Genomic DNA, 14,850 nt, shown 5'->3' with positions numbered 1-14,850 from the left:
TAACTATTTGTATACCATAAAGATAACTATTATTAATAACATGGAAAAGACTTAATATAGAGAAAGTTGAAACTTTTTTCAAAAAACAGAAAGGGCTGCGCCAAATGGAATTTTGACACAGCCCCTTTATTATCTCAATCCTTAAAAGGATTTCTAACCTTAAGCCTCTTCTCCAAGAAGTATTTCAAGAACTTTGCCTGCAGAATAAGCAACCGGAGTACCGGGTCCAAAGATTGCAGCCACACCTGCCTTATAAAGGAAATCATAGTCTTGTGCCGGGATTACACCACCTGCAGTAACTAAGATGTCAGGACGACCAAGCTTCTTAAGCTCCGCAATTACCTGAGGAATCAATGTTTTGTGGCCGGCAGCCAAAGAAGAGACACCCATTACATGAACGTCATTCTCAACGGCTTGCTTAGCAGCTTCTTCCGGAGTTTGGAAGAGTGGCCCCATATCAACGTCAAATCCACAGTCAGCATAACCTGTAGCAACTACCTTAGCACCACGGTCATGTCCATCTTGTCCCATTTTCGCAATCATGATACGAGGTTGGCGTCCCTCTTTCTTTGCGAACTTCTCAGCCAATTCCTTGGCATGCTTAAATACTTCGTCTGAGCCTGATTCTGAAGAGTACACTCCTGAAATTGTTCTAATAATTGCTTTATATCTTCCTACCACCTTTTCACAAGCGTCAGAGATCTCACCAAGTGAAGCTCTAAGGCCGGCAGCTTTTACTGCAAGGTCAAGTAGGTTACCTTCCTTCGTTTCAACACATTTTGTAATGGCTTCAAGTGCCTCTTTTACGGCCTTTTCATCACGGTTGGCACGAAGTTCTTTCAATCTTGCAATCTGTTGCTCACGAACAGCCGTATTGTCAATCTCTAAGATATCAATAGGATCTTCCTTCTCAAGACGATACTTATTGACACCAACAATAACCTGCTGATTTGAGTCGATACGAGCCTGTGTACGAGCAGCAGCCTCTTCGATACGAAGTTTTGGCAGACCTGTTTCAATAGCCTTAGCCATACCTCCCATACCTTCGATTTCCTGAATATGCTCCCAAGCTTTATGCATCAATTCATGAGTCAAGCTCTCAACATAGTAAGAGCCACCCCATGGGTCGATTTGCTTACAAACAAGGGTCTCTTCCTGAATGTAAATCTGTGTATTACGAGCAATACGAGCAGAGAAGTCTGTCGGAAGAGCAATCGCTTCATCAAGCGCATTGGTGTGTAGAGACTGTGTATGACCAAGCACGGCAGCCATTGCCTCAATACAGGTACGACCAACATTATTAAATGGATCTTGCTCTGTAAGTGACCATCCTGATGTCTGACAGTGAGTACGCAACGGCAAACTCTTAGGATTTTCAGCACCAAAGCTCTTCACAATCTTAGCCCAAAGCATACGGGCTGCTCTCATCTTGGCAATCTCCATGAAGTGATTTACACCTATTGCCCAGAAGAATGACAGACGAGGAGCAAACTTATCTACGGGGATACCTGCATTGATACCGGCCTTAAGATATTCCATACCGTCAGAAAGTGTGTAAGCCATCTCAATATCTGCTGTCGCACCTGCCTCCTGCATATGATAACCGGAGATAGAGATTGAGTTGAACTTAGGCATATTCTGAGAAGTATATTCGAAGATATCGGCAATGATTCGCATTGAGAATTCAGGTGGATATATATAGGTATTACGCACCATAAACTCTTTCAAAATGTCGTTCTGAATAGTACCGGCCATTGTTTCAAGCGAAGCGCCCTGCTCAAGACCTGCATTGATGTAGAATGCCAAGATAGGCAATACAGCACCATTCATAGTCATTGATACGGACATCTTAGCCAATGGAATACCATCAAACAACACTTTCATATCTTCAAGTGAACAGATAGATACACCGGCTTTACCAACATCACCTACTACACGAGGATGATCGGCATCGTATCCACGGTGTGTTGCCAAGTCAAATGCAACTGACAAACCTTTCTGTCCCGAAGCAAGGTTACGACGATAGAATGCGTTTGATTCTTCAGCTGTTGAGAACCCTGCATACTGACGAATAGTCCAAGGACGAAGCGGATACATCGCACTGTACGGACCTCTCAAAAATGGAGCAAGACCTGAAGCATAGTGCAAGTGCTCCATACCTTCCAAGTCATCTTTTGTATATACAGACTTTACATCGATCTGCTCCGGAGTCTTCCAATCATATTCGATGTGATTGTCTGCGGCCCACTTTGTAGCATCCAAAGCTGCAAAGCCAGCCGATTTGATATCTATATCTTTGAAATTTGGTTTCATATTTAGTCGGCTTTAGGCGTTAATACCAAGTCTTTTGTTGAAATCTTGAAGAACTTCAAGCACATTAGACTTCACATTTACATAATCATTGATACCGGCAGCCTGCAAGTCCGGTGTGCAAGCAGGAGCACCTGCAACAACAAACTGAGCTCTGCCATTGAGATACTTAAATGCAGGGATTGCATATTCTGCATATTCATCATCACTTGAGCATAGACAAACAATATCTGCCTTAGCTTTGAGTGCTGCGTCAATACCTTCTTCTACTGAATTAAAGCCTAAGTTGTCAATCAACTTATACCCTGCACAAGCAAAGAAGTTTGAAGAGAACTGAGCTCTTGCCAAACGCATAGCCAAATTACCGATTGTAAGCATAAATACAGTAGGAGTCTTACCACTGCGTTCTGTTGCAAAACGAAGAGTTTCAAAGTCAGAAGCACCTCTGTCAAAGTTCAAAGCAGCTATCGTAGACTTACAATTACCTTCGCATCCACAATGATGCCCCTCCTCTGCTTTCGGAGCTTTGTCAGCTGAAAGTTCACTAAAGTTAGGGAACTGATTGGTACCAAGGAGGCTTTCTTTTCTTCTTGCGACAGCCTCATGTCTTTTCACATTGGTCTCATTAACCATCTCTTGGATCTTTCCTTCATTGACAAGCTTCATAAAGCCACCCATGTCATCGATCTTAAGGAAGAGAGCCCAAGCTTGATCAGCAATACTATTTGTCAAGTTCTCAATGTAATATGAACCTGCAGCCGGGTCGATGACACGATCAAAGTGACATTCTTCTTTGAGGAGAAGTTGTTGATTGCGGGCGATTCTTTCGGAGAAATCATCCGGGTTCTGGTAGATAGCGTCAAATGGAAGCACTGTGATAGAATCTACTCCTCCAAGTGCAGCAGACATTGTTTCTGTCTGTGTACGAAGAAGATTGACATAAGAGTCATAAACAGTCTTGTTCCAGGTAGAGCTTACTACATGTTGATAAATCTTAGCAGCCTCCCCCTTGTATTCTTCTCCGTAAGCACCTATGATGGTAGCCCAAAGCCAGCGAGCAGCTCTAAACTTGGCCATCTCCATAAAGTAGTTGGTGCCTACTCCGAAATTAAACTGAATACGTGAAGTGATTTCTGCTACATCAAAACCTTCTTGAGTCAAAGCTTCTACAATTTGCTGTCCCCAAGCAAGAGCATATCCAAGTTGTTGAGTGATATATGCACCTGCATTAGCAAACAGATAAGCATCGACATGCAAAACTCTGAATCCCTTAAGAGGCTTCACAGCTTCCATGAGTTGCTTAGCTTTTTCGATCCAGCATTCGGGCACAATACCCTTAACCAACTGTTTCTTAAATGGGTTATAATTGATTGAGCCTTTGCAACGGTCTGCCATCTTGACATCTTTCAAGACTTCAGCCACCGCCTGAGCCAAATTAACAACTACAGATTGACAACAGCTGAAATGCAATTCAACCTGTTGAGGATCAATGCCATTGAGCAAGGCACGAAGATCCTTGGCATTTGTTTGTTCGCGTTTGAGCTTAAATCCAAGTGCAGTTACACCTTTATGCAAAAGGTCTTTTGCTTTGGCATTAGCTTCCGCAATGCTTTCTACTTTAATGTCCTGTCTTACTGTCCACTCATTATCCAATTTTGTTGAGCGTACAAATGGATACTGAGCCGGAAGGTTTGTTGTTGTGGCCAATCCTTCGATATCTTCTGTGCGATAGAAAGGATTCACATTAAATCCCTCCGGAGTGCGCCACACTAATTTTTTTTCGAATGGAGCACCTTTAAGGTCAGTTGTGATCTTGGCCATCCATTCCTCTGTAGTGATTGGCGGGAAGTCTTGTAAGAGCTTCTCTTTACTTTTTGCCATAATCTTACTATTTAGTGGATTAAACGTATTTATTATTCTTATTTCTACGACAAAGGTATCGTTTAGTTGTCAAAAGGCATAAGAAATGAGCCAATTTGTTGAATATTCCCTATGACATTCATCAAATTCAAACCCAATATACGTCTTAAGTCAATTTTCGAATACCCTCTTCTAATGAGTTCTATTGTTATTCTTATAAGGTCTGCTTCACAGCGACACCCACATAAACTGCTTCCTCCATCAAAATCGCTACCTATGCCGACATGATCGACTCCAACCAATTTGACAATATGATCAATATGGTCTGCAGCATCTTTGATTGTTGCTTTTTTGCTCTCTTCGTTTAAGAATCCTGAGTAAAGGCATACCTGTATAACGCCACCCTTGGATGCAATCTCACAGATCAATTCATCTGGAAGATTCCTTGGATGATTGCATATTGCTCTCACCGAAGAATGACTTGCTATGATAGGAGCCTTACTTATCTTGAGCACATCCTGTATAGTTTTGTCTCCTGCATGAGATACATCGATAGCGATGCCCAATCTATTCATTTCTCTAACGACATCTTTTCCGAATTCACTCAAGCCATTATGTTCATTGTTTGATTTGGACGCTGAGTCACATATATCATTATCTCCGTTATGACACAAGGTAATATATCCAACTCCCATCTCCTTGAAAGTTCGAAGCAAACTCAAATCCCTTCCAATAGCATATCCATTCTCTATTACAGGCATGATAGCCTTTTTCCCTTGCTCTTTTGCAAAAGCAACAGCTTCCGGAGATGTTGCAATCACAAGTTTCTCGGCATTCTCACCCACAATCCGCCGTATACCTTCAAGAAGGGAGATTGCCTGCTTCGTTGCTTGTTCCAAAGAGATTTTATCCCTTTTGCCCTGCGGTATGTATGCAGCCATCAATACCGCATCTACATATCCATCTTTCATTTTGGGTAAATCTACCAAAGTATCAGATGGAATGTCAAATCTAAATCCCTCCTTAAAATGCATTGGAGTGTCCACATGCGAATCTACAACTAAAACACTTTTGTGGATTGCCCGAGCCCTATGATATAGCCGAGCCTCATCGATGAGATATTCAAAAAGCTTCAGCTGTCTCTCTTTATCAACATTGCCCCTTATCATCTGCTCAGGATGCCATTGCACAGAAAAAATAGACTTTTCAGGATAAGCCTCCATCGCTTCGTTGAGTCCGTCCGAAGATACGGCTGTCTCTATAAATCCCTTCGGAATATCTTTGACAGACTGATGGTGTACACTATTTACCCATACATTTCGACAATCTCCATCCCCATTAGATAACAACTCCTTCAAGATAGATTTCTCATGAGTGAGCTTCACAGCATGGACCTTGTGAGATCTATCAAATGGTGGATTGTGATTGATTGGTTGATCTTTAGATTCTGAATAAATGTCTTGATAAATAGTACCTCCAAAAGCCAGTGCAATTACCTGATGGCCTCTACAAATCCCCATCACAGGGATATTATGAGCCACAGCCTTTCGAAGAATAAGGAATTCATATCTGTCCCTCTCAGGAGCAACTGTTCCCACATTTTTTGCTGCATCTTCCCCAACATAATAAGGAAGTACATCATCTCCACCGCTTAAGATAAGTCCATCTATACTCTCAATATATTCATCAATTACTGATTCGTCATCAGTTATTGGGCACAGCAAAGGCACCCCACCGGCCATCACGACCGCATCAGAATATGCTCGGCTGATACAACTGCCAAGCTTTTCATTGCTATTGGCAGTAATGCCTATACGCGGAGCTATCAGCTCACCACGTATAGGCATATTACTATTTATAAACTCATGAGATATTTCCTCTTTAATCCTCTCATAGAGTTGCTTATTAAGCGTCAATTCGTGCATAAGTTGCATTTTCTTCTATAAACTCTCGTCTGGGAGGCACCTCATCACCCATCAACATAGAGAATACATTGTCTGCCTCACTCAAATCCTCGATGGTGATTCGTCTGAGCGTTCTCCTCGAAGGATCCATAGTCGTCTCCCAAAGTTGCTCATCATTCATCTCACCAAGACCTTTGTATCGTTGGATACGAACTCTATTTTCATCTCCATCAGCAAACTTATCCACAAAAGCTTGTCTCTGCTGTTCATTCCAACAATATGATTGTTCTTTACCCTTCTTACATAGATATAGAGGCGGAGTGGCGATATAAACATATCCATTCTCAATAAGTGGCCTCATATTTCTAAAGAAGAATGTCAATATAAGCGTTGCAATGTGGCTACCATCGACATCGGCATCAGTCATGATGATAACCTTATGATATCTTAATTTACTCAAATTAAGAGCTTTGCTATCCTCTTCTGTACCAATCGTAACACCAAGTGCCGTATAGATATTTCTAATCTCTTCACTCTCAAACACCTTGTGCTGCATAGCCTTTTCGACATTAAGAATTTTACCTCTTAATGGCAAAATAGCTTGAAACTCACGGTCTCTACCCTGCTTTGCTGTACCACCCGCAGAATCCCCTTCGACAAGGAAAAGCTCACACATCTCAGGGTCCTTGCTCGAGCAGTCACTCAGTTTACCGGGAAGTCCTCCACTGGTAAGAGGTGATTTCCTTTGCACCATTTCACGCGCTTTTCTGGCTGCATGTCTTGCAGTAGCTGCAATAATAACCTTTTCGATGATGACTTTTGCTTCTGCCGGATGCTCTTCAAGATAATTTTCAAGAGCTTCTCCAATAGCCATATCAACAGCCCCCATCACCTCATTGTTACCAAGTTTGGTCTTGGTTTGCCCCTCAAACTGTGGTTCTGCAACCTTAATAGAGATAACAGCCGTAAGTCCTTCACGGAAGTCATCGCCTGCAATCTCTATCTTAACCTTATCCAACATTTTGGAATCTGTTGCATATTTTTTCAAGGTTCTCGTAAGACCTCTTCTAAAACCTGCCAAATGAGTACCACCTTCTATGGTGTTAATATTATTGACATAACTATATACATTCTCCTGATAAGAGGTATTGTATGTCATGGCCACTTCCACCGGTATACCCTGCTTCTCTGTCACCAAATGAATTACATCTTTAATAAGAGGCTCTTTGGAACGATCAAGATAAGCGACAAATTCTTTAAGCCCTTCATCTGAATGGTAAGTTTCTGTCTTGTAATTGCCAGCCTCGTCAACTTCCCTTTCATCAGTCAAGGTGAGAGTCAATCCGGCATTTAAGAACGCCAACTCCTTTAGTCTATTAGACAATATTTGCCACTTGTAAGTCGTGGTCGTAAAGACAGTATCATCCGGTTTGAATGTAATAATCGTACCGGTATCTTCTGCGGGTGCAACAATTTTTACGGGTTCTTTGGGTACTCCACGCTCAAACTCTTGAACATAAACACTTCCTTGTCTATGAACTTCAGCTCTAAGATATGATGAAAGGGCGTTGACACAAGATACACCGACCCCGTGCAAACCTCCTGATACTTTATATGAACCTTTATCAAACTTACCCCCTGCGTGAAGGACTGTTAACACCACCTCAAGTGCGCTTTTCTTCTCTTTTTCGTGCATATCAACAGGAATACCACGACCATTATCTCTGACCTGGATGGTATTGTCCTTTCCTATTGTTACCTCTATGTGGGTGCAAAAACCTGCTAAAGCCTCGTCAATAGAGTTATCAACAACTTCATATACAAGATGATGAAGACCTTTTTCGCTGATATCACCGATATACATGGCAGGCCTTTTTCTTACTGCCTCCAAGCCCTCTAAGACCTGAATACTACCGGCTGAATAATCCTCTTTAGCCCCAGCTTGCTTCTGTTCGTCAATCATATTATTGTTTTGTCTGATTTTCTAATTAATATACTACAAAGATACTAAAAACGAACGGTAAATTCTACTTCATAAATTCCTTCGGATTATGATATTTCTCTCAAAGGAATAACCCTTTACAAGTAATCTTCCAATGAAAAGAAGTTTGAGATCTCAATCCATAAAAAGCCTTCTATTTGCATTAGATACCACTGAAAAGTTGTCTAAAATATTCTCGACACAAAAAGCAACATTATCTATATTTCATACTTCATTCGATTTATGATTTTACAAGAGGATTAAGATGCAAGTGCAGAGGTTGTGTTGAAAGTGTGACGCACCCATATAAGTGCCGATTTTGAGTCACCAGCTCAAATTAAAAGTCTATAAAAGAAAGAGACCCAATCAGTATTCTGACCAGGTCTCTTTGTATCTAAATGCCACCTTCTATGGTGACAATTATCAATATCACTCCATCAAAAAGTGATCGCCTGTTGTCTCTACAATATGACGATAATACTCCTCATTATAACCTGGTTGATCAGGTGAGACAGCCAATCCTTCCGGAGTTCTTTGGAACTTGCCATCTTTCTCTTTCTTAACATTACCATCGATATACTTCACGATGAGATATTCACCGAGCTGTTTCCATCTGGCTGTTGAGCCGTTTGCCACTTCAGCACAAACCTTATTTAGGAATGGAACTATATTCTGAGGATCCTTTTCCAAGATCTCTTGCCCTTCTTTGTCCACAGCCGGTACAAGAACATTGTCAAAGCTATTCTCCAATTCTCTTTGAATTTTACGAATATCCTTAATCATATAGTTATACTTATTGTAGGCCATATTGGCAACCCAGTTGTGGATCCAGAAAGCACTGGTCCAAGAGAATGTAAGAAGATCACCATTACCTTCTTTATAGCATTCAGGTATTTCAGTCAAACCACAATACATAGGTGTAAATACAGTCATATCTGCATCATCACATCCAAACCACAAAATACCACCAATCTTATCAGGAAGCCAACCTCTTGTTTGACCAACAAACACCCAACCGGTTTGTTGAGTAGCGATAGCTCTTTCGTTGCAATACTCTTTGCCATCTACCTTAAAGGTCATAGGTCTCCAACGGTAAGGACAAACATAAGGACCGGCACCCACATCCTTGGTCATATCAAGATCAGTTCCTTCGAAATGATCACGCATCATATCTCTAACATCTGCAACGCTTAGCTTACGATCCGGTTTGATATAAAGAGGCATTGGCTCCTTGGTTTTACCTTCGATAAAAGAGATGTAATGGCGCATATCTTTATTAAACTTGTTGAAGAAAGCATATACACGACCTTCACAACCTCTCAAACCGCCTGCATCGTATGGATTGTAAGCAGCCTGGAAGCTAAAGTCTTTGTCTTTACCCTTGAAGAAGCCCATCTTCCTTGCAAAAGAAACGACATCCTTTGAGTACATACAGTTCTTCTTATCCTTAAATGGAATTTGTTGGATTCTGGATTGGTTGGCATGAGCGCAAATAGCATCATCAGGAATTCGTATAGCTACCCATACAGCTCCCTTGCCATATTTACCTTTACCAATAAGCTCCATTACCCAAACTTCATTTTTATCGGCAATAGTGAAGCTTTCACCACTTGAGTGATAACCATACTTTTCTACAAGGTCTGTCATCACTTTGATAGCTTCACGAGCTGTTTTGGATCTTTGTAGTCCAACATAAATAAGACTACCATAGTCCATGATTCCATTTGGATCTTCAAGTTCCTTACGACCACCCCATGTAGATTCTGCAATAAGAACCTGATGCTCGTTCATGTTTCCAACCACAGAATATGTATGTGCAACTTCAGGAATCTCACCAAGATACTTATGAGTATCCCATTCGATAATCTTACGCATTGCACCCGGCTGATGATCCGCAGCTGCGTAACGATAAAGTTCGCCATACAATGTGTGAGAATCGGCTGCATAAGAAACCATTACCGATCCATCTTTAGAAGCCTTTTTACCAACAATGAGGTTGGTACAAGCCATAGCACTCTCCAAAGAGAGCAGTCCAAGACTAAGCACTGCAATCACAGCAGTCAGAAGGACACTTGATTTAGTTTTCATCTACTATAATATTATTGATTAGTAATTATATCTACACTTAAACACAAAATTGTCTTAAGAATATTAAGACTAAAAATCCGGTAAACAGTTATAAGAGATGCTTTCTCCTTATTTCAACTTTTTGTGATTAAAACCCATTTGGTATCCGTGTCATAACTTGACTGAAATCCTCAGAGCTCAAAACTCATGAACAATTTTTTGGGAAAACCCACTAAACAGACAAGCTATGCCAAAACCTTGATAGCACCTGGCAAGACTTTGATTTCAACTTTCTTAGGAAGTACCACTGGCTCACCATCCAAATGAACAGGTCCCTCATATGGTCGTTCGACAGTAAGTTTATCCGTCGCATATCTGCAAAACCGCTTATTCGTATCAATATTGCCCCTAAAAAGCTGAAGAGCCAATTTGGGGCCCTCTATCTGAGGCATCGGTCCAATCACTATCACATCGACCAAACCATCATCTAACTTTGCCCCGGGCGCTATGTAAGCATTATTGCCATACTGAGATGCATTGGCAATCGTTACCAAGAAAGCATCTTGCTCAAGCGTTTCATCACCAATTGTCACTCTAAAATGTTGCGCATCGTACTTCATAAAAGTGGTGACTGTCGTAATCATGTACTGAAGAGGTCCTCGGTGAGAAGCATCGGCAAAGTCTTTGCTCACTTGAGCATCAAAACCAAAACCACAAGTACAAAAGAAAGCATGTTCATTGGCAAGACAGCAGTCAATCGTCCTGATCTTTCCTTGCACTATACGATCTATAGCTCCTTTCACAGACATCGGAATATCGAGAGCCCTTGCCAATCCATTGCCCGAACCTTTAGGAATAATACCTAAAGGTACACCGGAATATTTCAAAGAAGAAGCAATCTCATTGACCGTACCATCACCCCCTACAGCAATGACAGCACTTATCCCTTCCTTGACTGCTTCAGCTGCTATTTCACTTGCGTGTCCTGCATATTTGGTATAAGACACAACCAATTCATAGTCCGTATTCTGTATAGCTTTTGCAAGCAAAGACGGGATTTTGTTTTTACCCGAAATACCTGAGATAGGATTAATAATTGCAAGGATCTTCATCTTTACCGATTCCTTTTATCTGGTTATCTGGGAGAAGGATGGTTAAACAATCTTTGTTTTGCCAGTTCCTCAAACTTAGTTCCCGGTCTACCATAGTTGGCATAAGGCAAGATACTGATACCTCCTCGGGGAGTAAAGTCTCCAAGCACCTCAATATATTTGGGATCCATAAGTTTGATAAGATCTTTCATAATAATATTGACACAATCCTCATGAAAAGCTCCGTGTGAACGAAAACTAAAAAGATACAATTTCAAACTCTTGCTCTCAACCATTCGCTCACCGGGAATGTAATCAATATACAACGTCGCAAAGTCCGGCTGACCGGTAATAGGACACAAACTGGTAAATTCCGGACAGTGAAACCTCACCCAATAATCATTATCCGGGTGCTTATTGGTAAATGACTCCAACACCTCCGGTGCATAATCTTGTTTGTATTCAACCTTTTTACCGAGAGCTGACAGCTCTAATTCATTCGCTCTTGTACTCGACATCTTCTACCTTTATATTAATAACTTGCTAAGATACACATATTGTACTACAAAGTAAGGGAAAAATGATGAAACAGTCAGAAGAATCCCGCTACAGTCAACAGTATAAGAAACTGTTTTGAGTTTATCCACAGTAAATCTTTGAAGGATCTTGAAGAACAAAAAAATGCTCTTAACCAACTCTCTTACTTATCAATCTAACACATTAAATATCATTATCTTTACCGACAAAATATTGCATTATGGGCTTATGGTCCATCATATCTCTAATTATGCTTTAGTTATGGGTATATCATACAACACATATACAAGGAAGGCTACAAAATACTCCATGTTATCGCTCATTATTGCCGCAATAATCTCCTTTCAACTAACCCTTGCCTACGGGCAACCGGAGGTGAAGCATTCTACCATTCAAGAAGAATGCCTTACAAGTGATGGAGGATTGAGATTGACTATCACGAACAAACATCAGCAATTTGACTGGCAAGATCGCTCTACCTTGGACAAAGACATCTACTCCCCAAAATCTGTCAAGATACTTCCGGACAACAGCAAGTACTATGTCAATTCATTGGAAGGATGCTGTACGGTAGTTTACGATTTGAAAAATAATAAAAAGCTCAAAGTCATTCAACACACAATGAACTATGACAAGCTCTATCTCTGGAATAATCTTAGCGGACTTTTTCCTTTTAGAAAATATATGCAGAATGTAATGCGCTTTAGGGGGAAACCGGTAGAGAGCACACTGACACACAATGCAAAATATTTTTGGGTAACTTATTATAAAAGAAGCTTTGATATCAATGCCCAAGAGCCTTCAGCAATTGCTGTTATTGATACAGATGCCGACAGTATTGTGCGAATGATGGAGTGTGGCCCACTTCCTAAAATGATAGCAACATCTAATGACAACAAGACCGTAGCAGTTACACATTGGGGCAACAATACAGTTGGATTAATAGACTGCTCTTCAGACAATCCAAAGCAATGGCACTACACAGGACTTATAACTGTTTTGGAGAAATACACACCTGATTTTAGCACCACTACACCCATAAATAGAGACTTCGAAAGCGGACTCAAGCTAAGAGGTACCATATTCTTGCCCGGCGATCGCTATCTCCTTGTTGGTTGTATGACCGGTGGATACGGTATAGCAGTGATAGATGTCATAAAAAGACAATACATAGGACGTATTACTGGTATGTATTCCAGCCCAAGGCATCTGATTGTCAGCAAAGGCGACCTGTACTGCAGTTGCAATATTTCCGGCTATGTAGCAAAGATAGCACTCAAAGATATAGAGCAAGCTATACAAAAAATGCAAAAAGGCTCAAAGGTGATCGAATTAGGTTGGCACAATTGCAAAGTAGGCAAAGGGGCAAGGACCATTGTTGCTTCACCGGATGGCAAATACATCTTTGTGACTTGCAATAACGACAGCAAGCTGGACGTGATCGATGCAGATAAGATGCAGGTTGTGGGTCGTATGACGATCGACTCTTTTCCGGTAGGCCTGGCCATCTCTTCTGATGGACATCACCTAATAGTCACGTCACAAGGAATAGATAAAATGGGCGGAAATGCAGTCAATATCATTAAAATAGATTACCTCAAAAAGGCAATCAAAGAAATAGAGAATAGGGAAGATAAGTCCAAGGGCGGCGACTCTACATCCAATGACTTCGCAAAAAAGTACTGGCTAATTGCTCTCCTATCTATTTTATCCATCATTGCCATCTTTAACTTAGCGATAAAGAAAAAAGACAACTACCAGTAGAACTATCACATTCATTATCAATCTATTTAACAAAGAAGAAAAACAGAGCAAAGAAGCATTCATCCATTTTTACGACATAAAAATCAACATTTTACTATCACAATGATAAGTAGAATAGGATTTATTATATACATTTGCCAAAACAAAAGAAACAGTTTTACACATAAAGGAGAGAGATGCAAAGGGAGGTTATTACGCTTTTTGTACTCATAGTTCGACAAACTATTAACTAAAACAAAAGATATGAAAACAGTAAACTTCAAGTTTTTAGCAATGCTTGCAACAACTTTGATGGCAGCATTTGTATTCGCAGCTTGCGACAAAGATGACAACAAAAAAGATGAAAAGAAGCCTGACCAGCAAGAAAACACGAATGGCAACGGAACCCAAGGAGAAGACAACAAAGGTGACAAAAATGATGACAACAAAGAGGACAATAAGGATGATTCGAAGATAGACATTCCGGAAACTGACGGAGAGGTAAAAGAGATCGACGATGAATACTTTATGAAATATGTATGGGACTACACAGCTTCTCCAGACAAAATCTCCTACAAAGGAGACAAACCTGTCATTGTAGATTTCAATGCTGTTTGGTGCGGTCCATGCAAAATGCTAAAACCGGTTTTGAGCAGGATTGCAAAAAAACATGCAGGAAAGAGTTATGTATACAGTATCGATATCGATAAAGCCGGTCCTTATAATCGTTCAAAAGCCTTTTTGGCTTGCGCAAAAAAATTTGGCAACACTGACGGAAGTATCCCATTTATAATTCTTATTTCTCCAAAAGGAGAAAAGGTTAAAGCCATAATAGGATATGGTAAAAATACAGAGTTTATAATTGACAATTTTATGGTTCATCCGAGATTCTGTGTGATGACCTGATCGTGGAGAGCAAAAAGTCTTAGTTGAAAGTAGTCCATATCTCTGTATCCGTAGGCAATCCTTTTGAGGACTTTGATTTTGTTATTGATTCCTTCGACCACTCCATTGGAAATGGGGTGGTCATACCAATTTAGAATGCCCCATTGATAGAGCCGGATTGTTTTAGCTATTTGTTTGACATGCCGGACCCCCGAATCGTCTGCTTGTTCGAGCCACTTCTTCAAAAACGACTCAGCCTTTTCCTTTGAGGTCTGCTGCCAGAATAGTCTAAGATCTTCTTTGAGATAGTATGCTATAGCTAGAGGCTTGTTCATAGCCAGCACGTTGATACTGTCCCAAAAAAGTGTGTAAGACCCAAGACTATTATCTTTGAAAAAATAAAATAAAACAGTAAAACAGTATGGATCTCACACGAGTACAAATTAAAGAAATTATTTCGAATTGTCTGGCA

Annotated in this window: 10 protein-coding genes; 2 read left to right on the top strand and 8 right to left on the bottom strand. The window is 40.6% G+C overall.

The window, feature by feature from the left end:
* Positions 1 to 159: 159 nt before the first annotated feature.
* From scpA to queF, 7 genes are all read right to left on the bottom strand, one after another.
* Positions 160 to 2,313, bottom strand: coding sequence for a methylmalonyl-CoA mutase (gene scpA, locus ACFO3G_RS05850; RefSeq protein WP_380078888.1), 2,154 nt, complete (start codon positions 2,311 to 2,313; stop codon positions 160 to 162).
* A gap of 12 nt (positions 2,314 to 2,325) precedes the next feature.
* On the bottom strand, positions 2,326 to 4,191 hold the full coding sequence (mutA, locus tag ACFO3G_RS05845) for a methylmalonyl-CoA mutase small subunit (protein ID WP_380078886.1): 1,866 nt from the start codon (positions 4,189 to 4,191) through the stop codon (positions 2,326 to 2,328).
* A gap of 62 nt (positions 4,192 to 4,253) precedes the next feature.
* Positions 4,254 to 6,095 carry a membrane dipeptidase gene (locus ACFO3G_RS05840; RefSeq protein WP_380078884.1) on the bottom strand — a complete coding sequence of 614 codons (1,842 nt, stop codon included), beginning with the start codon at positions 6,093 to 6,095 and terminating at the stop codon, positions 4,254 to 4,256.
* Positions 6,076 to 8,037, bottom strand: a complete 1,962-nt coding sequence (gene gyrB, locus ACFO3G_RS05835) for a DNA topoisomerase (ATP-hydrolyzing) subunit B (protein ID WP_380078882.1) — start codon at positions 8,035 to 8,037, stop codon at positions 6,076 to 6,078. The genes ACFO3G_RS05840 and gyrB overlap by 20 nt, the downstream gene beginning before the upstream one ends.
* Positions 8,038 to 8,484: 447 nt before the next feature.
* Complete coding sequence (locus ACFO3G_RS05830; protein WP_380078880.1) at positions 8,485 to 10,143, bottom strand: dipeptidase; 1,659 nt, start codon at positions 10,141 to 10,143, stop codon at positions 8,485 to 8,487.
* Positions 10,144 to 10,367: 224 nt separating this feature from the next.
* Entirely contained in the window at positions 10,368 to 11,234 is an 867-nt protein-coding gene (locus tag ACFO3G_RS05825) for a diacylglycerol/lipid kinase family protein (RefSeq protein ID WP_380078878.1), read from the bottom strand.
* 23 nt (positions 11,235 to 11,257) lie between these two features.
* Positions 11,258 to 11,731 carry a preQ(1) synthase gene (gene queF, locus ACFO3G_RS05820; RefSeq protein ID WP_380078876.1) on the bottom strand — a complete coding sequence of 158 codons (474 nt, stop codon included), beginning with the start codon at positions 11,729 to 11,731 and terminating at the stop codon, positions 11,258 to 11,260.
* A 247-nt stretch (positions 11,732 to 11,978) separates the two neighbouring features.
* Here queF and ACFO3G_RS05815 point away from each other — a divergent pair, with 247 nt between their 5' ends.
* Together ACFO3G_RS05815 and ACFO3G_RS05810 are read left to right on the top strand one after the other, a co-directional pair.
* Complete coding sequence (locus ACFO3G_RS05815) at positions 11,979 to 13,514, top strand: YncE family protein (protein WP_380078874.1); 1,536 nt, start codon at positions 11,979 to 11,981, stop codon at positions 13,512 to 13,514.
* Positions 13,515 to 13,757: 243 nt separating this feature from the next.
* Positions 13,758 to 14,399, top strand: coding sequence for a thioredoxin family protein (locus tag ACFO3G_RS05810; RefSeq protein ID WP_380078872.1), 642 nt, complete (start codon positions 13,758 to 13,760; stop codon positions 14,397 to 14,399).
* On the opposite strand, the gene ACFO3G_RS05805 is transcribed toward ACFO3G_RS05810, so the two are convergent.
* Positions 14,372 to 14,713 (bottom strand): transposase, encoded by a 342-nt coding sequence (locus tag ACFO3G_RS05805; RefSeq protein ID WP_380078870.1) that lies wholly within the window; start codon positions 14,711 to 14,713, stop codon positions 14,372 to 14,374. The two genes, ACFO3G_RS05810 and ACFO3G_RS05805, sit on opposite strands and share 28 nt — an antisense overlap.
* Between the last annotated feature and the right edge of the window lie 137 nt (positions 14,714 to 14,850).

Origin of the sequence: Falsiporphyromonas endometrii, assembly GCF_042654485.1 — a bacterium.
Lineage (GTDB): Bacteria > Bacteroidota > Bacteroidia > Bacteroidales > Porphyromonadaceae > Porphyromonas > Porphyromonas endometrii.
Note: the sequence above shows the minus strand (reverse complement) of the source record. Positions and strands in the feature narration are given on the sequence as shown.